Source organism: Bradyrhizobium sp. AUGA SZCCT0182 (genome assembly GCF_018130185.1).
Classification (GTDB): domain Bacteria; phylum Pseudomonadota; class Alphaproteobacteria; order Rhizobiales; family Xanthobacteraceae; genus Bradyrhizobium.
Genome location: NZ_JAFCLY010000067.1, coordinates 1 through 23,888, shown reverse-complemented (window position 1 = coordinate 23,888; position 23,888 = coordinate 1). Strand labels below are relative to the sequence as shown.

The following is a 23,888-nucleotide window of genomic DNA, read 5'->3' as shown; positions in this document are numbered from 1 at the left end:
ATGGGTGGAATTGGCGGCGGACGGGGAGATCCTGGGGACCCTGCTGCCGATCGATTCGCCACCCCGTATCCTTGCGGTTGAACGCCAAAAGCGGCATTGTCGCTGGGCCTTGATGCCGCCGCGTATGTCCGCATTCGAGAGCGATTGAAAGATCCCTGCCATAAATCCTGGAGCTAGGCGAACCGTGATGCTTTCCACTCGTTTCAATCGCTGGACCATCGCCGCTGTCACCGTCGCCGCGCTTGCCGCGCCCGGCTCGCTGCTGGCGCAGACGCCCGAGCATACCGGCGACAATTCGGCGCAGTTTCCGAGCAAGAGCGATCTGAAATCGCTGACCACGTCCGGCAGCTATCTGGCCGCGCGTCATGCCAGCGTCGAGCGCGACGCCAGCTCGGCCGCGGCGTTCTATCGTTCGGCGCTGCGTACCGATCCCAAGAACAACGAGCTGCTCGACCGCGCCTTCATCTCCTCGCTCGCGGATGGCGACATCGACGAGGCCGTCAAGCTAGCCGACCGCATTCTGACGCAGGACAAATCCAATCGCGTGGCCCGGCTGGTCGTCGGCGTCCGCGACCTGAAGCAGAAGAAATATGCGACCGCGCAGATCAACATCAATCAGTCGATCCGCGGACCGATTACCGATCTGGTCGCGACGCTGTTGTCGGGCTGGGCCAGCTTCGGCGCGGGCGATTCCAAGGCGGCGGTCGCCAATATCGACAAGCTGACCGGGCCGGAGTGGTATCCGATCTTCAAGGATCTGCACACCGGCATGATCCTTGAACTCGCCAACAAGGAAAAGGACGCCGGTGTCCGCTTCGAGCGCGCCTACAAGCTCGATGATTCCATGCTGCGCGTGTCAGACGCCTATGGGCGCTGGCTGTCGCGCAACAAGGATTCGGCGGCGGCAATCGGCATCTACGAGGCGTTCGACAAGAAGCTGCCCCGGCATCCGCTGGTACAGGAGGCGCTGCGCGAGACGCGGGCCGGCAAGAAGATGCCGCCGCTGATCGAATCGGCGCAGGCAGGTGCGGCCGAGGCGCTGTACGGCATCGGTGCAACGCTGACCCGCCGCGGCGGCGAGGATCTGGCGCTGGTCTATTTGCAGCTCTCGCTATATCTGCAGCCCAACCATCCGCTGGCGCTGCTCTCGCTGGCCGATCTCTATGAGTCGGTGAAGAAGCCGCCGATGGCGATCAAGGTCTATGAGCGGATGCCGGCGAGTTCGCCGCTGAAGCGCAATGCGCAAATTCAGCTCGCCACCAATCTCGACGCCGCCGATCGCAGCGAGCAGGCGATCAAGATCCTCAAGGACGTCACCGCCGAAGACCCCAAGGACATCGAAGCCATCATGGCGCTCGGCAATATCGAGCGCGGCCGCAAGAAGTTCGCCGATTGCGCGACGACCTATTCCAGGGCGATCGACGTGATGCCCGGCGTGACAGACAAGAACACCTGGGTCACCTATTACTATCGCGGCATTTGCCAGGAGCGCTCCAAGCAGTGGAGCAAGGCCGAGGCCGACATGCGCAAGGCGCTCGAGCTGCAGCCCGAACAGCCGCATGTGCTGAACTATCTCGGCTATTCCTGGATCGATCAGGGCATCAATCTCGACGAAGGCATGAAGATGATCAGGCGCGCCGTCGATCAGCGTCCCGACGACGGCTATATCGTGGACTCGCTGGGCTGGGCGTTCTACCGCATCGGCAATTTCGAGGACGCGGTGAAGAACCTCGAGCGCGCGATCGATCTGAAGCCCGAGGATCCGACCATCAATGACCACCTCGGTGACGCCTATTGGCGCGTCGGCCGCACGCTGGAAGCCAAGTTCCAGTGGGCCCACGCCCGCGACCTGAAGCCCGAGGCGGAAGAACTGCCGAAGATCGAGGCCAAGATCGCCAACGGTCTGCCCGAGGACACGTCGTCTGCGGCTTCCGCCGACAAGAAAAAAGAAGACGGCAGGGGCGGCTAGAAGCGGCTGATCGAAGGCTTGGGGGGCTCGTTCGGCAATGCCGGCTTTGATTGATGAGGGGCGTGCCAAGGTCAACCTGACCTTGAGGGTGGTTGGCCGCCGCACCGACGGTTTTCATGACCTGGAAAGCGTGGTGGCGTTTGCCGACTGCGCTGATCGGCTGACGCTGACGCCGGGTTCCGAGCTGACATTGCAAATGTCCGGACCGCTGGCGCAGGCCTGCGGCGAGACATCGGACAATCTGGTGCTGAAGGCGACGCGCCTGCTGGCCGAGCGCGTGCCGGGCCTGAAGGCCGGCAGTTTCACGCTCGACAAGGTGCTGCCGGTCGCGGCGGGCATCGGCGGTGGTTCGGCGGATGCGGCTGCCGCGCTTCGGCTGCTGGCAAAATTGAATGGGCTGTCGCTCGATGACGAGCGGCTACGCGAGGTAGCACTTGCGACCGGCGCCGACGTGCCGGTCTGCCTGGCCTCGCGTGCCTGCGACATGACCGGGGTCGGCGATACCCTGACGCCGCTCAGCCTGCCGATCATGCCGTGCGTGATGATCAACCCCTGCGTTCCCGTTCCGACCAAGGATGTATTCAAGGCACTCGGCCTACGTAGCGGCGAATTGCTGGTCGGCGTCACCGACGTTTTCCGGGGCATCGACTGGCCGGAAGCCGGCGCCTCGGTCGAAGACTGGGTCGAAGTCCTGGCGGCCAGTGCCAACGATCTGGAAGCCCCGGCGATGCGCATTCAGCCGGTCATCGGTGAAGTGATCGCCGCGCTCAACGCCACCAATGGCGCCTGGCTGGCGCGGATGTCGGGCTCGGGCGCGACCTGTTTTGCGATCTATGAAAACACCGCCGAAGCCGGCCGCGCCGCGGAGAAGATCCGGCGCGAGCACCCCGGCTGGTGGGTGCATGCGGGAACGTTGAGCTAAAGCGGCGAACGAACGGTTTCGTAGGGTGGGTAGAGCGAAGCGAAACCCACCATTTTCGATAAAGGCAATCGGTGGGTATCGCTGCGCTCAACCCACCCTACGGCGCCATCAATGCGACCTGGCCAGGCAGAACGCCACGACCTGCTCGAGGGCGGTCTTCATCGGCGAAGCCGGAAACAGCGCCAGCGCATCGACGGCCATCGCGCCGTAATGATGGGCGCGGCTGATCGTGTCCTCCAGCGCGCGATGCTTGGTCATCAACCCGATGGCGTGATCGAGATCATTGCCGCCGATCTCGCCCCGCTCCAGCGCCTTGACCCAGAACGCGCGTTCAGAGGCGTTGCCGCGGCGGAACGCCAGTACCACCGGCAGCGTGATCTTGCCCTCGCGGAAATCGTCGCCGACGTTCTTGCCGAGCTTTGCCGATTTGCCGCCGTAGTCCAGCACGTCGTCCACCAGCTGGAACGCGATGCCGAGATTCATGCCGACGGAGCGGCACGCGGTCTGCTCGGCCTTCGGCCGGTTGGCGATCACGGGGCCGACCTCGCAGGCAGCCGCGAACAATTCCGCGGTCTTGCCGCGGATCACAGCGAGATATTCGTCCTCGGTGGTCGCGGTGTTCTTCGCCGCGGCGAGCTGCATCACCTCGCCCTCGGCGATGGTGGCTGCCGCCGAAGACAGGATGTCGAGCGCCCGCAACGAGCCGACCTCGACCATCATGCGGAAGGCCTGGCCGAGCAGGAAGTCGCCGACCAGCACGCTCGCTTCGTTGCCCCACAGCATCCGAGCGGACAATTTGCCGCGCCGTAATTCGCTCTCGTCGACCACGTCGTCATGGAGCAGCGTCGCGGTATGCATGAACTCGACCGAGGCGGCGAGCTTGATATGGCCGTCGCCGGAATAGCCGGTGAGACCGGCCATCGCCAGCGTCAGCATCGGCCGCAGCCGCTTGCCGCCCGAGGAGATCAAATGGTTGGCGACCTCGGGAATCATGGTGACTTCGGAACCGGTCCGCGACAGGATCGTGGCGTTGACCCGCTCCATGTCGGCGGCGACGAGCCCGACCAACTCATCGATCGAAGCGTTTGGGCTTTCGAAGGGTACAATAACCGCCACGCGGGTCTCCAAATCTGGCCAATTCGCACTATCCTTATCTACAATAGAAAGTGCAGGCTGAAGCGGCAAGGGCACCAAGCGGTTGACAGGTACCGGCCGGCCTCGGACCGGGCCAGCCAGGGAGGGCGCAAATTGCGGGAATTGGTTCGGACCAACGATATTGTGCTGGTTTCCGCGGTCGGCGCGCTGCTCGACGGCGCCAATATCCATCATCTGGTGCTGGACCAAAACATGAGCATCATCGAGGGATCGCTCGGCGTCCTGCCACGCCGCATCCTGGTCCATGACGACGACAACCGCGAGGCGCGCCAGCTTCTGACCGATGCCGGGCTTGCCCACGAATTGCGGGCGGATGAGTAATCCCGATGTCACCGAGGACGCGTTCCTCGGCGGGGGCTTGCGCCTGCGGCAACTGAAATCGGGGCACCGCGCCGGTCACGATGCAATGCTGCTGGCGGCGGCGACGCCGGCACGTTCAGGCAATCGTGTGGCCGATCTTGGCGCCGGTGTTGGTGCGGCAGGGCTGGCGGTGGCCAGGCGCGTCGGGGACATCGATCTCGTGCTGGTCGAGATCGATGCCGATCTCGCAAGCCTGGCGCGCGCCAATGCCGATGCGAACGCGCTTGCCGCCGAGGTCATCGTGCTCGATGTCGAGGCGGCCGCCGACGCCTACGCCGCGGTCAATCTGCAGCCCGACAGCGTCGACGTCGTGTTGATGAATCCGCCGTTCAACGATTCTGTGCGGCATCGAGTCTCGCCGGACCGCGCGCGCGGGATCGCGCATGTCGCGACATCCACCACGCTTTCGAACTGGATTCACGCAACCCGCCGCATCCTCAAATCCAGGGGCATGCTGACGCTGATCTGGCGCGCCGACGGGATTGCCGAGGTGCTGGCGGCGCTCGATCACGGTTTTGGCGGTCTGGAAATTTTGCCCATTCACGGCGATGTGAAGGCGCCTGCGAATCGAATCCTGGTTCGCGCCACCAAGGGCGGTCGCGCGCCGACTCGAATTCATGCCGGACTGATGCTCAATGATGAGCGAGGGGTGCCCAATAAAGCGGTGCAGGAGATTTTGGCGGGGAGGGGGATGTTGCCGTTGGCCACCCCCTAGGGGTGGCCGAGGATCTCGAGACGAAGCGGAAAAGCCTATTGCGGAAGGGTTTCCGACTGCCGTTTCGGAGCGTTGGTGAAGTGAACCGCGGTCAGGATGGTGCCGATCAACAATATCAGCAGGTAGATTTTCATGTCACTCTCCGCTGCGCCATTGCAGCCGTAACGGCCACGTTGCAAAAGGCCTTCCAGCCCAAATTCGTTCCAGCCCTTCCAATGACAGTGGCGTGATAAAAAATGGTTAATTCGAGGTAACGGCATGAGTGAACAAATAAGTGATCGTGTGGGATTGCCGGGCCTTATCGAGCGGCTGAAGGGATTGGTCCCGGCCAAATTCCGGCGCGGGGCCGCGGTGGTGCCGGTGGTGCGGTTGTCCGGCGTGATCGGCGCGGTGACGCCGCTGCGGCCGGGCATGTCGCTCGCCGGTGTGGCCAAGACGCTCGAACGCGCTTTCGGTACCAAGAATGCCAAGGCGGTTGCGCTCGTGATCAATTCGCCCGGCGGCTCGCCGGTGCAATCGCGCCAGATCTATTTGCGGATCAGGCAACTCGCCGCCGAAAAGAATTTGCCGGTGCTGGTGTTCGTCGAGGACGTCGCCGCATCCGGCGGCTACATGATCGCCTGTGCCGGCGACGAGATTTTCTGCGATCCGTCCTCGATCCTCGGTTCGATCGGCGTGGTCGGCGGCACTTTCGGCTTCCAGGAGCTGATCAAGAAAATCGGCGTCGAGCGACGGCTCTATACGGCGGGCGTCCACAAGGCGACGCTCGATCCGTTCCTCCCCGAAAACCCCGATGATGTGGCGCGCATCAAGGCGCTCCAGCGCGAGATCCACGCCATCTTCATTGCATTGGTCAAGCAGAGCCGCGGCAGCCGCCTCAAGGGCGCCGACGACACGCTGTTCACCGGCGAATATTGGGCCGGCGAAACCTCGGTGTCGCTGGGTCTTGCGGACGCGGTCGGCGATCTGCGTTCGACGCTGCGCACCCGCTACGGCGACAAGGTGCTTACCCCCGTGATCGCGCCCGCCAGCGGGATGCTGTCCGGCTTGCTCGGGCGGCGGTCGCCGGGGGCGGGCTCCATGGGCGCGCTCGACGGTTTGGGGGGCCTGCCGGATGAGCTGATCTCCGCGCTCGAAACCAGGGCAATTTGGGCCAAATTCGGGTTCTAGGGCCCGGGAGAGGCGCGCCATTTAGTCCTAAAGGCGGGAATTGCGGCGCAGCCCGGCTTGCGCGAGAATGCAGCTATTGGGGGCGTGACCGACGTGAACGACAAGGATCGACCGATGCCACCGTTGATCGCATTCGCAGGGGCCCTGGGTGGGCTCGCCGTGGTCCGCTGGGCTTACAAGACCGCCGTCCGGATCAACCGGGAGCTGGAAGAAGCGCGGCTGGCTCGCGTCGCGGAATCGGCTCAAACCAGCGAGATTCCGACCCTGCGCCGGGACCCCGTCACCGGGGCCTATCGGCCGGGTTAGTTCGACCGTCATCCTGACAGTCGTCATGCCCGGGCTTGTCCCGGGCATCTACGTCTTCCCTTTGCTGCCCAGAAAAGACGTGGATGGCCGGGACAAGCCCGGCCATGACGGTTGATCATTGGCGTCCCTCGGCATCGCCTTGATTCCCCTCGCCACCGCCGATACGGTCCCGCGCGCCCAAAACCCCCTCGCGAGACCGATTCTGCCGATGGACGAATTGCCTGCCCACATGCGCCCGGAACGTTCGTTCCAGGGCTTCATTCTCGCTCTGCAACGGTTCTGGGCCGAACAGGGCTGCGTGATCCTGCAGCCCTACGACATGGAAATGGGCGCGGGCACCTTTCATCCCGCGACGACCTTGCGCGCGCTCGGGCCGAAGCCGTGGCGGGCCGCCTATGTGCAGCCCTCGCGCCGGCCCAAGGATGGCCGCTACGGCAAGAACCCGAACCGGATGCAGCATTATTACCAGTATCAGGTGATCATGAAGCCATCGCCGCCGAACCTTCAGGAATTGTACCTGAAGTCGCTCGCCGCGATCGGCCTCGATTCCAGCCTGCACGACATCCGCTTTGTCGAGGACGATTGGGAAAGCCCGACGCTCGGCGCCTGGGGTCTCGGGTGGGAATGCTGGTGCGACGGCATGGAAGTCAGCCAGTTCACCTATTTCCAGCAAGTCGCGGGCGTCGAATGCGCGCCGGTCGCCGGCGAGCTCACCTACGGAATGGAGCGGCTCGCCTGCTACCTGCAGGGCGTCGACCACGTCATGGATCTCAACTTCAACGGCCGCGAGGGCGCCGACAAGGTGACCTATGGCGACGTGTTCCTGCAGGCCGAGCAGGAATATTCCCTGCATAATTTCGAGCACTCCGATTCCGAAATGCTGTTCAAGCAGTTCGTGATGGCCGAAGAGGCCTGCAAGAAATATCTCGCGGCGGGCTGGAAATCCGGCAGCAACCAGAAGGAACACCTGATGGCGCTGCCGGCCTATGACCAGTGCATCAAGGCAAGCCACGTCTTCAATTTGCTCGATGCCCGCGGCGTGATCTCGGTGACCGAACGGCAAAGCTACATCGGGCGCGTGCGCGACCTTGCAAAAGCCTGCGGCGACGCCTGGGTCCACACCGAAGCGGGCAGGGCATCCTGATGCCTGATCTTTTGCTCGAATTGTTTTCTGAAGAAATCCCGGCGCGCATGCAGGCGAAGGCGGCCGACGATCTGCGCCGCATGGTCACCGACAAGCTGGTTGCCGAGGGGCTGGTCTATGAGGGCGCAAAGGCGTTCGTGACGCCGCGGCGGCTCGCGCTGACGGTGCACGGGATTCCGGCGCGGCAGCCCGACCTCAAGACCGAACGCAAGGGTCCGAAAATCGGCGCGGCCGATGCGGCGGTGCAGGGTTTCCTGAAAGCGACCGGCCTCACTTCGCTCGACGAGGCAAAGATCCAGCGCGACCCGAAGGGCGACTTCTACATCGCGCTGATTGAAAAGCCCGGCCGCGCCGCGATCGACGTGCTCGCGGAAATACTGCCTGTTATCGTCCGCACCTTCCCATGGCCGAAATCGATGCGCTGGGGCGAGCGCTCGGCCAAGTCAGGCGCGCTGACCTGGGTGCGGCCGCTGCACTCGATCATCGCGACCTTCGGTCCGGAGACCGAAGACCCCGAGGTGGTGAAATTCTCGATCGACGGCATCGAGACCGGCCAGATCACTCATGGTCACCGCTTCCTGGCGCCATCGGCGATCTCCGTGCGCCGCTTCGAGGATTACGAGGCAAAGCTGAAGGCCGCCAAGGTCGTGCTCGACTCGCAGGCGCGCAAGGACATCATCCTGGCCGACGCCAAGCAGTTGGCGTTCGCGCAGGGCTTTGAGCTGGTCGAGGACCAAGTGCTGCTCGACGAGGTGTCAGGGCTCGTCGAATGGCCGGTCGTGCTGATGGGATCGTTCGACCAGGAGTTTTTGTCGATCCCCGGCGAGGTAATCCGCGCCACCATCCGCAACAACCAGAAATGCTTTGTGGTCAGCGATCCCAAGGATTCTGATAAGAATCCTGACAAAACCGGAAAGCTGACCAACAAGTTCATCCTCACCGCCAACATCGAGGCGACGGACGGCGGCAAGGCCATCGTCGCCGGCAACGAACGCGTCATCCGCGCGCGGTTGAGCGATGCGAAATTCTTCTATGAGACCGACCTGAAGACCAGGCTCGAAGAGCGGCTGCCGAAATTCGATAATATCGTGTTTCACGAGAAGCTCGGCACGCAGGGCGAACGCATCAAGCGCATCGAGCGTCTGGCGGCGGAAATCGCTCCGCTGGTCGGCGCCGATGTCGAGAAGACGAAACGCGCCGCGCATCTGGCGAAGGCGGATTTGCTGACCGAAGTGGTCGGCGAATTCCCGGAGCTCCAAGGCTTGATGGGGAAATACTACGCGCTGGCGCAGGGCGAGGATGCTTCCGTCGCTGCCGCGAGTGAAGAGCATTACAAGCCGCAGGGGCCAGGCGATCGGGTGCCGACCGATCCGGTGAGTGTCGCGGTGGCTTTGGCTGACAAGATCGACACGCTGGTAGGTTTCTGGGCCATCGATGAGAAGCCAACTGGAAGCAAGGATCCGTATGCGCTGCGAAGGGCGGCGCTCGGAGTCATCAGGCTGATCGTCGAGAACACGATCAGGCTTCCAATCCTGAAAGTTGCAAAATCGGCTATTCTCGGTCTCCCCGAAAAGGGAGCCAAGTATCCGGCCGCCGATGCGCAAAAGCTTCCGGGCGATCTCGTCTCCTTCTTCGCCGACCGCCTGAAAGTCCAACTCCGCGACCAGGGTGCACGCCACGATCTCGTCGACGCCGTGTTCGCGCTCGGCGGTCAGGACGACCTCCTGATGGTCGTCCGCCGCGTCGAGGCGCTCGCAAAATTCCTCGACACCGACGACGGCAAGAACCTGCTCGCGGGCACCAAACGCGCCAACAATATCCTTGGCATCGAAGAGAAAAAGGACAAGCGTAGCTTCGATGGAGCGCCGGACACGACGCTCTACAAGCTCGACGAAGAAAAGGCGCTGGCGAAGGCGATCGATCAGGTGAAGAGCGAAGCGGGCGCCGCGGTGGCCAAGGAAGACTTCGCCGCCGCGATGAGCGCGATGGCGAAGCTGCGCCCGGCGGTCGATGCGTTCTTTGACAAGGTCAAGGTCAACGACGATGAACCAAACGTGCGCGAGAACAGACTGAAGCTCTTGAACGAAATCCGCGCGGCAACGCGCGCGGTGGCGGACTTTTCGAAGATCGAGGGCTGACACGTGGATCAGAAGACGCTGGCCGCTTACGATTCGGATGCGGCGGCGTTCGCCAAGGACTGGCACGAGCAGCCGGCGCCCGTTGACTTGCACGAAGTCGTCGAGCGCTTCTTCGTGCGCGGCGGCAATTCAGCCGATATCGGCTGCGGCTGCGGCCGCGAGGTGGCCTGGCTAAACGCCAACGGCTTTTCCGCCGCCGGTTTCGACGCCTCGGAAGGCCTGCTGACGCAGGCGCGGCAGCGTTATCCCGGTTTGAAGTTCGCGCATGCAGAATTGCCCGACTTGAAGGGCATCGGCACCTACGACAACGTGCTGTGCGAGACCGTGATCATGCATCTGGATCGCGCGCAGATCGCCCCTGCCGTCCGCCGGCTGCTAGGCGCCGTCAAGCCCAGCGGCATTCTCTATCTGAGCTGGCGGATCACCGACAATGCCGACCTGCGCGATTCGCAGGGGCGGCTTTACTGTGCGTTCGATACCGCGCTGGTGCTGGCGGAACTGAAAGCGACCGCGCTGCTCCTCGACGAAGAGGTCGTCAGCGCCTCCTCCGGCAAGAAGATTCACCGCCTCGTCGCCAAGAAGCAGGGTCTGGAGATCAGGGAATAGGGCGCCAACGAAAAGCCCCGCCCAGGGGGGAAACCGGGCGGGGCTTTCTTGTCCGGTCGTATCTCGCGCACATCCGCTTGCGCGGCGCCCGGACTATCGTTCAGGCCGGCGGGATTAGTCGACCACCTGAACGATGCGACGCGAACGCGGTTCGACCAGGACCGTCTGGCCGTTCACCACGGTGTAGCGATAGGGCGTCGCCGCATAGGTCTGCGGGACGTCGTAATAGGTGATGCCGGCCTCCGGCAGCACACCGCCCACGGTCACGCGATCCGGAATGGTAAAGGTCGGCACGCGCTCACGCACGACATATTCCCGGAACGCCGGGCGTTGGTCGACGGTGATGCCCTCATGCTCGCCGACGACCACGCTGTCGCCGCGAACGACACCCACGGTGCCGCTCTGCGCCTGTGCTGCGAGCGGGGCAGCCATCACGCCGGCGACAGCTGCGATGGCAAGTAGTCTGTTTTGCATAGTGTACTCCCTCGTGCGCTCTATTGGTTTGACGCGTTTTCTTGACGCGAACCGGCGTCCACTCCGCTTGAAAACGCTATGACGCCGGCTAGCCAGCGTACAATGCGAGCCAATTCATCGCGCGCGGCATAGTTCCGGAAAAATGGCTGCCTAAACGCGGCAATTTCGGGCAATTTTTGCGAACGCCGGAACCCGTTGAGGCGACAGGCGTCTCCTATTCCGGAACCGCGCCAGCGGTTAAGTTGCCGCCCTCGATTCGAGCTTCCCCTCATCATCAGGAGAAATTTCAAATGACCATCACCGCCGCGCATATTTCCCCGATCGTCGCCCTGATTGCGGGAGTCCTGATCCTGATCATGCCGCGGTTCCTGAATTTCATCGTCGCGATCTACCTGATCATCGTCGGTCTGGCCGGGCTCGGCGTGTTCAAGATGCTGCGCTTCTAGTCAGGCAAGCGGGGTTTCGCGGCTTGCGCGGAACCCCTCAAAGTGGTGTAAGGCGCGCATCTTCTCCTCTCTTTTCGGATTGTCATCTGCCATGGCCAAAGCGGTTGCGAAGTCCAAGAAAAACCTTGTGAAAACCGTAGCGAAATCAAAGTCATCGGCGCCGGGCAAAGCCGCGCCGGCGGCCTCGGCGCGCAAGACGCTAACGAAGGCTCCGGCACCGAAGGCAGTTGCGAAGCCGGCACCCAAGGCGGTTACGAAGCCGATTGCCAAGCCAGTTGCCAAGGCAGCTGCGAAGGCTCCGAACAAGCCTGCCAGCAAGACGGCGAAGAAGGTGAGCAAGCCGGCCGTCGAAGCGGTCAAATCCGGCAAGTGGGTTTACACGTTTGGCGACGGCAAGGCCGAGGGCAAAGCGGGCTTGCGCGATCTGCTCGGCGGCAAGGGCGCCAATCTCGCCGAAATGGCCAATCTCGGCCTGCCGGTGCCTCCGGGCTTCACGATTCCGACCTCGGTCTGCACTTACTTTTACGCCCACGACAAATCCTATCCGGCTGCGCTGAAGGCGCAGGTCGAGAAGGCGCTGGAGCATGTCGGCAAACTCGCCGGCAAGTCGTTCGGCGATTCCCGGAATCCGCTGCTGGTGTCCGTGCGCTCCGGCGGCCGCGCGTCGATGCCGGGCATGATGGATACCGTACTCAATCTCGGCCTCAACGATGAGACCGTCGAAGCGCTCGCCGAATTGTCCGGCGACCGCCGCTTCGCCTATGACAGCTATCGGCGCTTCATCACGATGTATTCGGATGTCGTGCTCGGCTTCGAGCATCATCATTTCGAGGACATCCTCGACACCTTCAAGGACGGCCAGGGCTATACGCTCGACACCGATCTGACCGGCGACGACTGGGTCGAACTGGTCGGCCGTTACAAGGATGCGGTGGCGCGCGAGACCGGCCACGATTTCCCGCAGGATCCGCACGCGCAATTGTGGGGCGCGATCGGTGCGGTGTTCTCATCCTGGATGAACGCGCGCGCGGTGACCTACCGCCGCCTGCACGACATTCCTGAATCCTGGGGCACCGCGGTCAATATCCAGGCCATGGTGTTCGGCAATATGGGCGAGACCTCGGCGACCGGCGTTGCGTTCACGCGCAACCCGTCGACCGGCGAGAGCAAGCTGTACGGCGAATTCCTGATCAACGCGCAGGGCGAAGACGTGGTGGCGGGCATCCGCACGCCGCAGGACATCACCGAATTTGCGCGCCAGGAATCCGGCTCCGACAAGGCGTCGATGGAAGTCGCGATGCCCGACGCGTTCAAGGAGCTGACGCGGATCTACACGCTGCTCGAAAAGCACTACCGCGACATGCAGGACATGGAGTTCACGGTCGAGCAGGGCAAGTTGTGGATGCTGCAGACCCGCGGCGGCAAGCGCACCGCCAAGGCGGCGCTGCGGATTGCGGTCGAGCTCGCCAATGAAGGACTGATCTCGAAAAAGGACGCGGTGATGCGGATCGATCCCGCCTCGCTCGACCAGTTGCTGCATCCGACCATCGATCCCGCCGCCAAGCGCGACGTCATCGCGACCGGCCTGCCGGCTTCGCCGGGCGCCGCCTCCGGCGAAATCGTGTTCTCGTCCGATGAAGCTGCGAAACTGCAGGCCGATGGCCGCAAGGTCATTCTGGTGCGGGTCGAGACCAGCCCGGAAGACATTCACGGCATGCACGCCGCTGAAGGCATTCTCACCACCCGTGGCGGCATGACCTCGCACGCCGCCGTGGTCGCGCGCGGCATGGGCAAGCCCTGCGTCTCCGGCTGCGGCACCATTCGCGTCGATTACGGCCGCGGCACCATGAGCATCGGCACCCGCACCTTCAAGACCGGCGACGTCATCACCATCGACGGATCGGTCGGCCAGGTGCTGGCCGGACGGATGCCGATGATCGAGCCGAAACTGTCGGGCGAATTCGGCACGCTGATGGGCTGGGCCGATGCCGTTCGCAAGCTCGGCGTTCGCGTTAACGCCGACACGCCGGAAGACGCGCGCACCGCGATCAAGTTCGGCGGCGAGGGCATCGGCCTTTGCCGAACCGAGCACATGTTCTTCGAGGAAACCCGCATCCGCACCGTGCGCGAGATGATCCTTTCCGAGGACGAACAGTCACGCCGCGCGGCGCTGTCGAAGCTGCTGCCGATGCAGCGCGCGGATTTCGTCGAGCTGTTCGAGATCATGAAGGGGCTGCCCGTCACGATCCGTCTGCTCGATCCCCCGCTGCACGAGTTCCTGCCGCACACCCAGGCCGAGATCGAGGAAGTCGCGCGTGCGATGAACACCGATCCGCGCAAGCTCGCCGATCGCGCGCGCGATCTTGCCGAGTTCAACCCGATGCTGGGCTTCCGCGGCTGCCGTCTTGCGATCGCCTATCCGGAGATCGCCGAGATGCAGGCGCGCGCGATCTTCGAAGCCGCGGTCGAGGCCGAAAAGCGCACCAGCAAGGCCGTCGGCCTCGAGGTGATGGTGCCGCTGATCGCGACCAAGGCCGAGTTCGACCTGGTCAAGGCGCGGATCGACGCCACCGCGCAGTCGGTGATGAAGGAGACCGGCAAGAAACTCGCCTATCAAGTCGGCACCATGATCGAGTTGCCGCGCGCGTGCCTGATGGCCGGCGACATTGCGAACACCGCCGAGTTCTTCTCCTTCGGCACCAACGATTTGACGCAGACCACCTACGGCATCAGCCGCGACGACGCCGCGAGCTTCCTTGGCACCTATGTGGCGAAGGGCATCCTCGAGATCGATCCGTTCATCTCGGTCGACCGCGATGGCGTCGGCGAACTCGTCAAGATCGGCGTTGCGCGCGGACGCAAGACGCGGCCCGATCTCAAGGTCGGGATTTGCGGCGAGCATGGCGGCGATCCCGCCTCGGTGGCGTTCTGCCACGAGATCGGCCTCGACTACGTCTCGTGCTCGCCCTATCGCGTGCCGATCGCGCGGCTCGCCGCGGCGCAAGCCGCCCTCGGCAAGACGGTCGCGAGCCAGGCTTAGTTCTTCTCTGCGCTAACAATCGGAAAATCGGCGTCATGCCCGGCCTCGTGCCGGGCATCCACGTTTATGGACCTTGCGTCATTGCGAGCGAAGCGAAGCAATCCATCGCGCGGCTGGAAAGATGGATTGGTTCGTCGCTTCGCTCCTCGCAATGACGTGAAAACTACGGTCCTCATCTTCCATCGCAATGCACGATACAGCACCGCATCGCCCCGTAGTGACACGGGAACCCGCAACATTTTCTTCATCATCTTCGTTGACGGGATGTTTACCACTTTCATCGCGCTCCCGTTTACCAAGCTTTCTCAAACGCGACAGCAAATGCGCGCGATATCTTGCGTGGTGCACGCAGGCCACGCCGATTAACTCCCCGGCAACCTAAATTCGATACCAACAATAAAGATCGAATTGCACGGATGTACTGAGTTCGGTCGTTTTTTGTAAGCGTTGCGTAGAGCGTATCGATGAATGTGTTGCGTAACCAGCCGAAGGGCGCGCGGTTCGCGTCCTTCGGTCTCGGTCTTTGCATCTTCGCATTGATGCCGACCGAGATCGGATATCAGGATATCGCGTCGCTGCTGGCCCGGCAGCCGGGCGTCGCCGAACGCTGGCAGAAGCGGGTGTTCTCCAGCGCCGGCAATATCCACGTCGCGACCTTCAGCTTCGGCCGTCCGATCGGAACCGCTTCGCCGCAGACCGCAACTTTTCGGCTCGCCAGCCTCGACAATCAGGGCATCGACATCACCGGCGCAGTGACGCGCAACCCGATCATCGCCCCGCCGCCACGTTATCATGCCGCCGATTTTCCCAGGGTCGATCGCACCATGAAGGGCGATCGCCTTGTCATCGCTCCGTCCACGCCTGCGGAGAGCTCGATCCCCGCCGGCAGCGCGCCCGCCATCGAAGATCCTTCGTCTTCAAACGCCTCCGTCAAAGGCCAGAAGACCGCTGCCACGCCGCCTTCAGCAGAGCCCGCGCCGCTCGACCCCGAACTTCAGGCCGCGCTGCGCGCGCCGCCGCTGCCGCAATTCGATGTGTCGATGTCGCTCGAAGCCAAGCCGCTCGACGATAAGCCGCTCGTTAAGCCAAACGACGTCCCGGCAGCACCGGAAGTGGCGCTTGCGCCCGCGCCGCCGCGCGACAATTTCTCCTTCAAGACCTCGAGCCTGTTTTTTGGCTCGTCGCTCGGCGCGCCCGAAACCATGGAGCGCTGGCGGCCGGGCGAAGAGCCCATCGTCATGCTGCCGAACGCGGTGGTGGCCGATCCCGACATGAAGATCATGGCCTCGCTGCCGGTCGATGCCGACGGCCCGGTCAAGGCCGGCGAGATGGGCGTCAGCGTCGCGCCGAAGGGCGAGGTCAATTCCGACAACCAGCGCGCCAGGACCCCGGCCGAGCGGCTCGGCCTGTTCGACGAGAAGTCGCGCGCCAAGTCGGAAAAATGTCTGACCGAAGTTGTCTATTTTGAAGCCCGCGGCGAAGCGGTGCGCGGCCAGATCGCGGTGGCGCAAGTGGTGTTGAACCGAGCCTTCTCCGGCAAATATCCGGATACGGTGTGCGGCGTGGTCTACCAGAACAAGCACCGCCATCTGGCCTGCCAGTTCACCTTCGCCTGCGACAACAACAAGGACGTCGTCAAAGAGCCCGACATGTGGGATCGCGCGCAACGGATCGCGAAGGCGATGCTCGATGGCCAGCTCTGGCTGCCCGAGGTCGACAAGTCGACGCACTACCATGCCTATTGGGTGCGTCCGTCCTGGGTCAGCGAGATGAAGAAGATGTACAAGACCGGCGTGCACACATTCTACCGGCCCCGCAACTGGGGCGACGGCAGCGACGCGCCAAGCTGGGGCACCGCCGCCGAAACGGCCGCAATCTCCGCCAAGCTCGCCGAAGCCGCGCAAAGCTCGGCCGAGCAGGCGAGCATCAGAAGGTAATAATTGTCGTCCCGGCGAAGGCCGGGACCCATAGCCACCGGCGGTTATTGTTTTACGCGCTGAGCATTATCTTCCTTTTCCAACAATGCGGGCCGCGGCGTATGGGTCCCGGCCTTCGCCGGGACGACGAGTTGAGTTCTCGGCTCGCGCCCGCCCGTCCAACCCACCCCCAAAATTGCACTCGACGATTTTGCAGGGCTGCCCTGCAGCGGAAAAATTTTCTCCGGCGCTCTTGGGATTTCCATGCGAATGCATTAACTCCTCCCGGCGCACCCGCCCGGTCGCTTCCGGCCCGGGCGCCAAGCATCGAGGAAACCCATGGCTGTAACCGCAGAGAATCTTCGCCCGGCCAAAGCCAGCTGGCGGACGCCATTGGTGATCATCATCTGCGGATGCGCGATCGCGCTGTTGAGTTTCGGGCCGCGGTCGAGCCTTGGTTTCTTCATCCAGCCCATGAGCAAGGAATTTACCTGGGGCCGCGACGTCTTCGGCCTCGCGCTGGCGCTGCAGAACCTGTTGTGGGGCTTGGGCCAGCCGATCGCAGGCGCGATCGCCGACCGCTTCGGCATCCTGCGCGTGATGGTCATCGGCGCGCTGCTCTACGCCGGCGGACTGCTCTTGATGCGCTACGCGTCGACGCCGGCCTCGCTCGATCTCGGCGCCGGCGTCCTGATCGGCTTTGGGCTCTCCGGCTGTTCGTTCAACCTGGTGCTGTCGGCGTTCAGCAAATTGCTGCCGCCGGAGAAGCGTGGCCTGGCGCTCGGCGCCGGCACGGCCGCCGGCTCGTTCGGGCAATTCCTGTTCGCGCCCTTTGGCGTTGCGTTGATCGATAATTTCGGCTGGCAGCCGGCGCTGACCGTGTTTGCCCTGCTGATGCTGTTGATCGTGCCGCTGTCGCTGGCGATCGCGACACCGCCCGCAACGTCGTCGAATGTTCCCGCCGCCGACCAGCAATCGTTCAAGACCGCGCTGGCGGAAGCGTTCGGCCACCGCTCCTACGTGTTGCTGGTGCTCGGCTTCTTCACCTGCGGTTTCCAGCTCGCCTTCATCACGGTGCATCTGCCGGCCTATCTGTCCGATCGCGGCGTGTCGGCGCAGACCGGCGGCTGGGTGGTCGCCGCCATCGGCCTGTTCAACATCATCGGCTCGCTCAGCGTCGGCTGGCTGCAGAACAAATATCCGAAGCGCTACATCCTCTCGATGCTCTATTTTGCCCGGGCACTGACCATCCTGGCGTTCATTTCATTCCCGATCACCACTTTCTCGGCGATCATGTTCGGCGCCGCCACCGGTCTGACCTGGCTCTCGACGGTACCGCCGACCTCGGCGCTGGTGGCGATCATGTTCGGCACCCGCTGGTTTGCGACGCTGTATGGTTTTGCCTTCGTCAGCCACCAGGTAGGCGGTTTCCTTGGAGTATGGCTTGGCGGCATCGTGTTCGAGCAGTACGGGTCGTATACGCCGCTTTGGTGGCTCTCGATCTTCTTCGGCGTGCTGTCGGCATTGATCAACCTGCCGATCGTGGAACAGCCGGTCGCGCGAGCGGTTGCGCAGCCCGCCTGATACTCATCGAAGTGGCATGATCTCCGGGCAAACGCGTTCCGCGTTTGTCCCGAGGGAAAACCGGTTTCCACTTTTCCGGATCATGCTCTAAACACTCTCCCAACTGACAAAATTCGGGAGAGTTTGCCGTGGGAACGTTCAAGGCCATCAGGATCGACAAGGCGGAAAAAGGCACCACATCAGCGCTGACGCAGTTCGACGAAGCCGAATTGATGGAAGGCGACGTCACCGTCCGCGTCGAATGGTCGACGCTGAACTACAAGGACGGTCTGGCCCTCACCGGCAAGGCCCCGGTGGTGCGGCGCTTCCCGATGATCGCCGGCATCGACTTCGCCGGGATCGTCGAGCAATCTTCGCATCCGCAGTGGAAGGCCGGCGACAGGGTGGTCTGCAACGGCTGGGGCATGGGCGAGACCCATCTCGGCAGCTACGCCGAGAAGGCCCGCGTCAGGGGCGACTGGCTGGTGCGGCTGCCCGATAATATCTCTACCCGCGACGCGATGGCGATCGGCACCGCCGGCTACACGGCGATGCTGTCGGTGCTGGCGCTGGAGAAGCACGGTCTGACGCCCAAGAGCGGCCCCGTCGTCGTCACCGGAGCTGCGGGCGGCGTCGGTTCAGTCGCGACCGCCGTGCTGTCGAAACTCGGCTATCACGTCATCGCCTCCACCGGGCGGGTGTCGGAGACCGATTATCTGAAAGGTCTCGGCGCCGCCGAGGTGATCGACCGGGCCGAACTGTCAGGCCCCGCAAAACCGCTGGCCAAGGAGCGCTGGGCCGGCGGCATCGACAGCGTCGGGTCGACCACGCTCGCCAACATCCTTTCGATGACGAAATATGGCGGCGCCGTCGCCGCCTGCGGTCTTGCGGCGGGCATGGACCTGCCGTCTTCGGTGGCGCCGTTCATTTTGCGCGGAGTGTGCCTTCTCGGCATCGATTCCGTGATGTGCCCGATCGAGCAGCGCAAGCTTGCCTGGAGCCGCCTCGCCAGCGATTTGGATCACGGCAAACTAGCTGATATTACTAATGAAATCGGCCTTGACCAAGTCATCGGCGCCGGCGCCAAAATCCTCGCCGGCGAGGTCCGCGGTCGAATCGTGGTAAAAATTCTCTAACGGCGTTCAGACTTTACCAACCATGCTGCTCCAATGTTGCCACGGTTCGTATGGTAAGCAGCGGGTAAAGAGGCCTGCATGATCCGGAAAACGGGGGTACCGGTTTTCCGTCGCGACAAACGCGTAGCGTTTGCGCGGGGGTCATGCGCAAACAAGGCGGGTGCCCGCGCTCAGTTAAGTTGGAGTTGCCGCATGCTTGCGCGTTTGGTGTTGGGGGCCGTCACGGCCGGGGCGATGGTGGTACCGGCGCTGGCCGGGATGATGAATGCCGACGAGGCCCGTAAGTTTGTGAGCGGCAAGGTGTTCGCCTTCACCTGTTTCGACGGCACCCGCGGCGCAGGCCGCGTGCTCGACGATCTCGGGGCGGCCGGATCCATTCAATTCAGCGGCGCGGGGCCGACCCGCCATGTGCGCCTGCCCGGCAACACGCTGCAGATCCGCGGCCAGGCGGTTTGCGCTTCCATCAAGGGTCTTCCGTTCGAGCCGTGCTTCAATCTCGACAAGCGCGATGACCGCTCCTTCCGGGGATCGGTGTCGGGCATGGGCTTCGCCTATTGCGATTTCCGCCACCAGGGCGCGCAGCAGATGTTGATGGCCCGCTCGGTCGCGCGGCCGCGTTCGCTGCATGCGCCGGCGCAGACACGCTCGGCGGACGCGTCGCGCACGGAGGTCTCGGCTCGCGTCGAGACGCCGGCGGTTGAGGCCGCGAAGCTCGAGCCGGTAAAGGCCGAGCCGGCGAAGGCCGAAAGCGCGCCGGAGCTGCGCCGTTCCACCGAGTGATTTCCGGCGAAATGAAGCCCAAAGTTGGGAAAGTGTGCCCGTAGTCATACGGGCTGGCGTTTTCACGTCTTGGTAGCGAGTCTAGCCCACCGTGACGGCCAATGACGGCCTGGGGGCGGCTCATACATGAGATCAACTATGCCGCTGTATTTTTTCCGGATTAGCAACGGTCACTACGCTGGCGCATCCGAGCAGGGCTCCGAATTCGAAAGCCGCGAAGCCGCCTGGGCCGAGATGACCAAGGTGTCCGGCAACCTGCTCGGCAGCATTTCGCGCAGCATGAAGCAGAATGCCGAATGGCAGATGGAAATGCTGGACGAATCCAAGAAGCCGGTGTTCAGGATCCGCCTCGTGGCGGAATCCGTCACCTGATTTTCGATCGGCAAGTTCCTCCGTTCGGTGCGCGCCGTGACCGATCAACTTTCTGTCGGCACAGCAGGCGCCACCGCCGCCCGCCTGCGGAACAGGATCCGCTGATACAGCCAGCCGATCGCCACCAGCACCAGGCCGAGGCACATAAAGGACAGCGCGCGGTAGACCCCGGTCAGCGTCGACATGTCGATCAGGAAGGCTTTGAGGATCGTCAGCGCGATCACGACCGCTGACGCCAGCCGCGCGCGTTGCGAGTTGAAGAGGATGCCGATCCCGAGCATGACGACGCCGAACGCCAGATAGGCGATCGAGTAGGTGTATTGCTCGGCGCCAGTGGTCGGGCCGATGGCCATGACCGGACCGTGATAGATCCTGCGGATTTCAAACGTCACATAGGCCAGCGCCAGAATGAGCGCGCCTGCCGCGATCGTGTTGGCGTATTCGACCGGCCGCCGCCCCGCCACCGCATAGGACAACAGCAGCGCCAGCACCGCGGGCAGGGCATAGCCGAGCAGCAGCAGGTTGATGACGACGCCGCCGACATCGATCGACCATAGCATCGGGTTCTCCAGCACCAGCAACCCGAACACGGAAGCTAGGCCCGCAAAGACGGTGAGCAGGATTGCGCCGGCATTGTGAACGACACTTCCGGTGCGGAGGCGCAGGCGCTCCAGCCCGATCGCCATCGCCAGCGCGACGCAGACCTGCAGCGCGACTTCGGTTAGTCCGGCGCTCGGGCGATAGACGTCGCCATTATTGACGGCATGGCGGATTTCCATGAACGCCAGCAGCACCGTGAACAGGATGGCGGCGGATTCGACGATGCGCAGCGGCGCGTCGTCGCCGCCGCGGCGCAGGAAGATGCTGCCGGCCCAGAACGATAGCGCCGGAATGCCGTAGCCCCACAGCAGCCAGTTGAAGATCGGCGTGGTGCCGACGGCGTGGCCTACGATGCGCGGCTCATAGCCGATCCGCAGCACCACGATGGCGGCGAGGATCGCGGCCAGCGAACGCAGGAACGGGATCGGCCGCTGCATCGAGATCCAGGCGGTGCCTGCCGACATCAGCGCCAGCGCGATCGTGAGCCAGCCTTTTTCCAGCGCGAACGTCAGTGCCAGCGCCAGTGCTGCGAGCGCGCCGGTCGCAAACAGCGCGATCGAGGCCTGCAGGCCCGGGCGGTCCTCGCGCTTGGTCAGGATCTCGGTCGCCGCAGCATAGGCGGCGGCAAGGATCACCGCGAGGATCGCGAACGGGATCGAGCGGTCGAGATTCGCGATCCGGGCATAGAGCGCGACCAATAGCGCGAGCGGCGTGAACACGGCCGTAGCCGACCAGATCACAGGGATGACGGCGCTGGCCGAACGGCCCTGCGCCAGGAATCCCGCGACGCCGAAACCTGCCGCGAAGATCGCTGCGGAGATCAGATGCAACGACACCGATCCGTCCGTGGCGCTTGGCCCGATCCCCGCGATCGGCCCGCCGGGCAGCACCAGCATATCGGGATTGGCGCGGATCGCCCATTCGGCGAACACGATGAAGACGAGACCGGCGGCGGCGCCGACCGCGCCGACCGCGGCTTCGGTGCGCCATGCCACAAACAAGCTGCCGGCCACCAGCAGGCCGAACGCGACCATCGCGACGTCGGCATGAGAACTGTTCAGCACGATCAGGGTCGCGCCGAGCAGATAGGCCGCGAGCGAGCCGGACGAAATCGGTTCGATCTCGCCTTCTTGCGCTGAAGGCCCGAACATGAAGCCGCACACGACAAGCAATGCGGCGAGGATGAAGCCGGCGATCACATGGAACACATGCGGCGCGACCATCGACGGGCCGCACTGCAGGCAGGGGAGCGTCCATAGCAGTGCGAACACGATGGTGGTGACCGCAAGCCAGCGCCACATCCGCACGCGCGCCAGACCGAACGCGGCCGCGGTGACGATCGCAAGATAGACGTACAGCGCCCAGAAGTCCGGCCTGCCTGACGAGACCAGCATGGGGGTGACGAAGGCTCCGACGATGCCTAGTCCGGCCAGCGCCGGCCCGTGCAGCAGTGCCGCGGCCAGCGTGCCCATCGCCACCAGCCCAAGCAGGATGAACGCGGTGGCGGGCACCAGGAAGCCGTACAGCGCATAGGCTGCGTAGACGGTCGCAAAGGCCACCGCCGTGCCGGCGGCGGTCAGGATCGCGGGGATGTTGGCGATCGGCGTCGCTTCGATCGTGGAGATGCTTTCCTTGCGGCGGGTCCATTCGCCGGCAGCGAGCAGCGCCAGCGCGAACAGGCCGCCAAGCAGCACCCGCACTCCGGGGCCGAGCAGGCCGGCCTCGATCGAATAGCGCACCATGAAGAAGCCGCCGAGCGCCAGCGTCAGGCCGCCGATCCACACCACCCAGCGGGTGCCGAGTGTTTCCTCGAAGCCGCGATCGGGCTGCGGCAAGGGCGGCGGCGGCGCGGCGGGCGGGCCGTCAGCCGTGTCAGCCGTCGTCCCGGCGGCTGCTTCAGCCGGCGTCCATGAGTCGGGAGGGACCCATTGATCCACAGGCACAATCGGCGGCGGCTCGGCTGCGACGCCCGGAGAGGCAGGCGCAGTATCTTGCTCGAACATGTGGGGAAGCGGTGGCGGGACGGGCCTGGCGAGCGCCGCCGCGGCTTCCATCCTGTCCAGCCGCCTTCGCAAGTCCCCGATCTCGTTCATCGCTTTGACGGCAACGATAACGGCGACAATGGCGAACAGGAACGGAAGAATTGCAAACTCGTCGAGCATCAGGCCTCCAGGCGGGCACGCAGAAACGTTAACCGCCTCTATGCGGCCCGTCGCAATGCTGTGAGTGCAACTCTGCCCGGAAAAAGTTCAAATCGCCCCCGGGCGGCATTTTAGCACGCTATTCGAGCAGGACTATTCGAGGTCCACGCGGAAGGGGCGGCCCTCGACGGTCATGCTGCCCGGGCCCATCTCATCGAGTGCCCGCAGCATCCGCCCCTCGCGCCCCAGCGCCTTGTCGGCGAGGCTGACGATCAGCCGGTTGGGCTGGGCGATCGGCGAGGCGGCGCGGATCTGCCGGGCGATCGAAATCTCGTCGCGGTGCGGATTGAGCATGCAGGCGGCGGCAAAGGCGCTGGCGGTCGAACGGCTGATGCCGGCATAGCAATGCACCACCATCGGCGCGCTGCGGTCCCAGCCCCGCACAAAGTTCAGCACCTTCTCGATATGCGCGTCCGACGGCGCCAGAAAGCCGTCCATCACCTCGGTGATGTCGTCCATCGACACGCGCAAATGGTTGGCCTCGAGCACCGAGGCCGGCCGCTGCACCTGATCGACATTGGCCATCACGGTGAGGATATGGCTGGCGCCGGTGGCCTTGACGGTTTCGGGAAGGGCGGCGAGCGAGCAGACGTGAAGCATGGCGATCCTTTTGGGGAACTGTCCGTCGTGGGCAGTCCCTGGGGCAGCCGCCATTATAGGCCGGTGCGGGGGCCGGTCAAAGCGGGTTTGGCCCGGGTGGGCTACGGACCACAACATCTAGCCCGACGGGCAAATCACTTCTGGTATTCGGAAGTCATGTCAAGCCCCAAAATAAAAAATATTTCTGTTTACCAGAACACAAATCAGGGGCATATATCTGCCCATCCCGTCCTACTCAGAAGGGCGTCGGCCGTCGTCACGGACGTTGGACGGGT

At 63.8% G+C, this 23,888-nt stretch carries 21 protein-coding genes; 16 read left to right on the top strand and 5 right to left on the bottom strand.

The genetic code is table 11. The features are described from left to right. Positions 1-187: 187 nt before the first annotated feature. Positions 188-1,969, top strand: a complete 1,782-nt coding sequence (locus tag JQ611_RS39150) for a tetratricopeptide repeat protein (RefSeq protein ID WP_212468555.1) — start codon at positions 188-190, stop codon at positions 1,967-1,969. A gap of 37 nt (positions 1,970-2,006) precedes the next feature. Next, entirely contained in the window at positions 2,007-2,891 is an 885-nt protein-coding gene (locus JQ611_RS39145; RefSeq protein WP_212269478.1) for a 4-(cytidine 5'-diphospho)-2-C-methyl-D-erythritol kinase, read from the top strand. A 108-nt stretch (positions 2,892-2,999) separates the two neighbouring features. On the opposite strand, the gene JQ611_RS39140 is transcribed toward JQ611_RS39145, so the two are convergent. Beyond that, positions 3,000-4,007, bottom strand: coding sequence for a polyprenyl synthetase family protein (locus JQ611_RS39140; RefSeq protein WP_212269477.1), 1,008 nt, complete (start codon positions 4,005-4,007; stop codon positions 3,000-3,002). A gap of 132 nt (positions 4,008-4,139) precedes the next feature. Here JQ611_RS39140 and JQ611_RS39135 point away from each other — a divergent pair, with 132 nt between their 5' ends. The 7 genes from JQ611_RS39135 (at position 4,140) to JQ611_RS39105 (ending at position 10,485) form a co-directional block, all read left to right on the top strand. Next, positions 4,140-4,367 (top strand): DUF2007 domain-containing protein, encoded by a 228-nt coding sequence (locus JQ611_RS39135; RefSeq protein WP_212269476.1) that lies wholly within the window; start codon positions 4,140-4,142, stop codon positions 4,365-4,367. Further along, positions 4,360-5,121 carry a tRNA1(Val) (adenine(37)-N6)-methyltransferase gene (locus JQ611_RS39130; RefSeq protein ID WP_212269475.1) on the top strand — a complete coding sequence of 254 codons (762 nt, stop codon included), beginning with the start codon at positions 4,360-4,362 and terminating at the stop codon, positions 5,119-5,121. Before JQ611_RS39135 ends, JQ611_RS39130 begins: the two co-directional genes overlap by 8 nt. A 258-nt stretch (positions 5,122-5,379) precedes the next feature. Then, a complete protein-coding gene (locus tag JQ611_RS39125; RefSeq protein ID WP_212269474.1) occupies positions 5,380-6,291 on the top strand; it encodes a S49 family peptidase in 912 nt (303 codons plus the stop codon). A gap of 114 nt (positions 6,292-6,405) precedes the next feature. Then, complete coding sequence (locus JQ611_RS39120; protein WP_212269514.1) at positions 6,406-6,597, top strand: hypothetical protein; 192 nt, start codon at positions 6,406-6,408, stop codon at positions 6,595-6,597. Between the two features lie 208 nt (positions 6,598-6,805). Further along, positions 6,806-7,741 (top strand): glycine--tRNA ligase subunit alpha, encoded by a 936-nt coding sequence (locus JQ611_RS39115; RefSeq protein WP_192735210.1) that lies wholly within the window; start codon positions 6,806-6,808, stop codon positions 7,739-7,741. Next, positions 7,741-9,879: a glycine--tRNA ligase subunit beta gene (gene glyS, locus JQ611_RS39110; RefSeq protein WP_212468553.1), complete on the top strand. Its 2,139-nt coding sequence runs from the start codon at positions 7,741-7,743 to the stop codon at positions 9,877-9,879. The genes JQ611_RS39115 and glyS overlap by 1 nt, the downstream gene beginning before the upstream one ends. Before the next feature lie 3 nt (positions 9,880-9,882). After that, positions 9,883-10,485, top strand: a complete 603-nt coding sequence (locus tag JQ611_RS39105) for a bifunctional 2-polyprenyl-6-hydroxyphenol methylase/3-demethylubiquinol 3-O-methyltransferase UbiG (RefSeq protein WP_212269472.1) — start codon at positions 9,883-9,885, stop codon at positions 10,483-10,485. A gap of 114 nt (positions 10,486-10,599) precedes the next feature. Here JQ611_RS39105 and JQ611_RS39100 read toward each other — a convergent pair whose 3' ends face one another. Beyond that, a complete protein-coding gene (locus tag JQ611_RS39100; protein ID WP_212468551.1) occupies positions 10,600-10,959 on the bottom strand; it encodes a DUF1236 domain-containing protein in 360 nt (119 codons plus the stop codon). 290 nt (positions 10,960-11,249) lie between these two features. On the opposite strand from JQ611_RS39100, the gene JQ611_RS39095 reads away from it, so the two are divergent. Continuing rightward, positions 11,250-11,405, top strand: coding sequence for a DUF3096 domain-containing protein (locus JQ611_RS39095; protein WP_192735205.1), 156 nt, complete (start codon positions 11,250-11,252; stop codon positions 11,403-11,405). Here the strand turns inward: JQ611_RS39095 and JQ611_RS42890 are convergent, their stop codons facing one another. Then, on the bottom strand, positions 11,406-11,744 hold the full coding sequence (locus JQ611_RS42890; RefSeq protein WP_312012384.1) for a hypothetical protein: 339 nt from the start codon (positions 11,742-11,744) through the stop codon (positions 11,406-11,408). Between JQ611_RS42890 and ppdK the strand changes: the two genes are divergently transcribed. The 6 genes from ppdK (at position 11,737) to JQ611_RS39065 (ending at position 20,212) form a co-directional block, all read left to right on the top strand. Further along, entirely contained in the window at positions 11,737-14,445 is a 2,709-nt protein-coding gene (ppdK, locus tag JQ611_RS39090) for a pyruvate, phosphate dikinase (RefSeq protein WP_312010946.1), read from the top strand. The two genes, JQ611_RS42890 and ppdK, sit on opposite strands and share 8 nt — an antisense overlap. Before the next feature lie 464 nt (positions 14,446-14,909). Further along, positions 14,910-16,382, top strand: coding sequence for a cell wall hydrolase (locus tag JQ611_RS39085; RefSeq protein WP_212468547.1), 1,473 nt, complete (start codon positions 14,910-14,912; stop codon positions 16,380-16,382). A 318-nt stretch (positions 16,383-16,700) separates the two neighbouring features. After that, complete coding sequence (locus tag JQ611_RS39080; protein ID WP_212387743.1) at positions 16,701-17,945, top strand: MFS transporter; 1,245 nt, start codon at positions 16,701-16,703, stop codon at positions 17,943-17,945. A gap of 128 nt (positions 17,946-18,073) precedes the next feature. Continuing rightward, positions 18,074-19,060 (top strand): MDR family oxidoreductase, encoded by a 987-nt coding sequence (locus JQ611_RS39075; protein ID WP_212468546.1) that lies wholly within the window; start codon positions 18,074-18,076, stop codon positions 19,058-19,060. A gap of 192 nt (positions 19,061-19,252) precedes the next feature. Next, on the top strand, positions 19,253-19,840 hold the full coding sequence (locus tag JQ611_RS39070; protein WP_212387748.1) for a hypothetical protein: 588 nt from the start codon (positions 19,253-19,255) through the stop codon (positions 19,838-19,840). A 138-nt stretch (positions 19,841-19,978) separates the two neighbouring features. Beyond that, on the top strand, positions 19,979-20,212 hold the full coding sequence (locus JQ611_RS39065) for a DUF6894 family protein (RefSeq protein ID WP_192735199.1): 234 nt from the start codon (positions 19,979-19,981) through the stop codon (positions 20,210-20,212). Positions 20,213-20,256: 44 nt separating this feature from the next. Here the strand turns inward: JQ611_RS39065 and JQ611_RS39060 are convergent, their stop codons facing one another. Together JQ611_RS39060 and JQ611_RS39055 are read right to left on the bottom strand one after the other, a co-directional pair. Then, the gene (locus JQ611_RS39060) at positions 20,257-22,974 is read right to left on the bottom strand and encodes a DUF2339 domain-containing protein (RefSeq protein WP_212468544.1); all 2,718 of its coding nucleotides are present in this window, start codon (positions 22,972-22,974) and stop codon (positions 20,257-20,259) included. Between the two features lie 132 nt (positions 22,975-23,106). Next, positions 23,107-23,613 carry a tyrosine phosphatase family protein gene (locus JQ611_RS39055; protein WP_192735197.1) on the bottom strand — a complete coding sequence of 169 codons (507 nt, stop codon included), beginning with the start codon at positions 23,611-23,613 and terminating at the stop codon, positions 23,107-23,109. Positions 23,614-23,888: the final 275 nt, after the last annotated feature.

What these genes read in the sequence shown, in the direction of transcription:
- JQ611_RS39150 (WP_212468555.1), top strand. Translation starts at nt 188, where the DNA reads ATGCTTTCCACTCGTTTCAATCGCTGGACCATCGCCGCTGTCACCGTC.
- JQ611_RS39145 (WP_212269478.1), top strand. Translation starts at nt 2,007, where the DNA reads ATGCCGGCTTTGATTGATGAGGGGCGTGCCAAGGTCAACCTGACCTTG.
- JQ611_RS39130 (WP_212269475.1), top strand. Translation starts at nt 4,360, where the DNA reads ATGAGTAATCCCGATGTCACCGAGGACGCGTTCCTCGGCGGGGGCTTG.
- JQ611_RS39125 (WP_212269474.1), top strand. Translation starts at nt 5,380, where the DNA reads ATGAGTGAACAAATAAGTGATCGTGTGGGATTGCCGGGCCTTATCGAG.
- JQ611_RS39120 (WP_212269514.1), top strand. Translation starts at nt 6,406, where the DNA reads ATGCCACCGTTGATCGCATTCGCAGGGGCCCTGGGTGGGCTCGCCGTG.
- JQ611_RS39115 (WP_192735210.1), top strand. Translation starts at nt 6,806, where the DNA reads ATGGACGAATTGCCTGCCCACATGCGCCCGGAACGTTCGTTCCAGGGC.
- glyS (WP_212468553.1), top strand. Translation starts at nt 7,741, where the DNA reads ATGCCTGATCTTTTGCTCGAATTGTTTTCTGAAGAAATCCCGGCGCGC.
- JQ611_RS39100 (WP_212468551.1), bottom strand. Translation starts at nt 10,959, where the DNA reads ATGCAAAACAGACTACTTGCCATCGCAGCTGTCGCCGGCGTGATGGCT.
- JQ611_RS39095 (WP_192735205.1), top strand. Translation starts at nt 11,250, where the DNA reads ATGACCATCACCGCCGCGCATATTTCCCCGATCGTCGCCCTGATTGCG.
- JQ611_RS39085 (WP_212468547.1), top strand. Translation starts at nt 14,910, where the DNA reads ATGAATGTGTTGCGTAACCAGCCGAAGGGCGCGCGGTTCGCGTCCTTC.
- JQ611_RS39080 (WP_212387743.1), top strand. Translation starts at nt 16,701, where the DNA reads ATGGCTGTAACCGCAGAGAATCTTCGCCCGGCCAAAGCCAGCTGGCGG.
- JQ611_RS39070 (WP_212387748.1), top strand. Translation starts at nt 19,253, where the DNA reads ATGCTTGCGCGTTTGGTGTTGGGGGCCGTCACGGCCGGGGCGATGGTG.
- JQ611_RS39065 (WP_192735199.1), top strand. Translation starts at nt 19,979, where the DNA reads ATGCCGCTGTATTTTTTCCGGATTAGCAACGGTCACTACGCTGGCGCA.
- JQ611_RS39060 (WP_212468544.1), bottom strand. Translation starts at nt 22,974, where the DNA reads ATGCTCGACGAGTTTGCAATTCTTCCGTTCCTGTTCGCCATTGTCGCC.
- JQ611_RS39055 (WP_192735197.1), bottom strand. Translation starts at nt 23,613, where the DNA reads ATGCTTCACGTCTGCTCGCTCGCCGCCCTTCCCGAAACCGTCAAGGCC.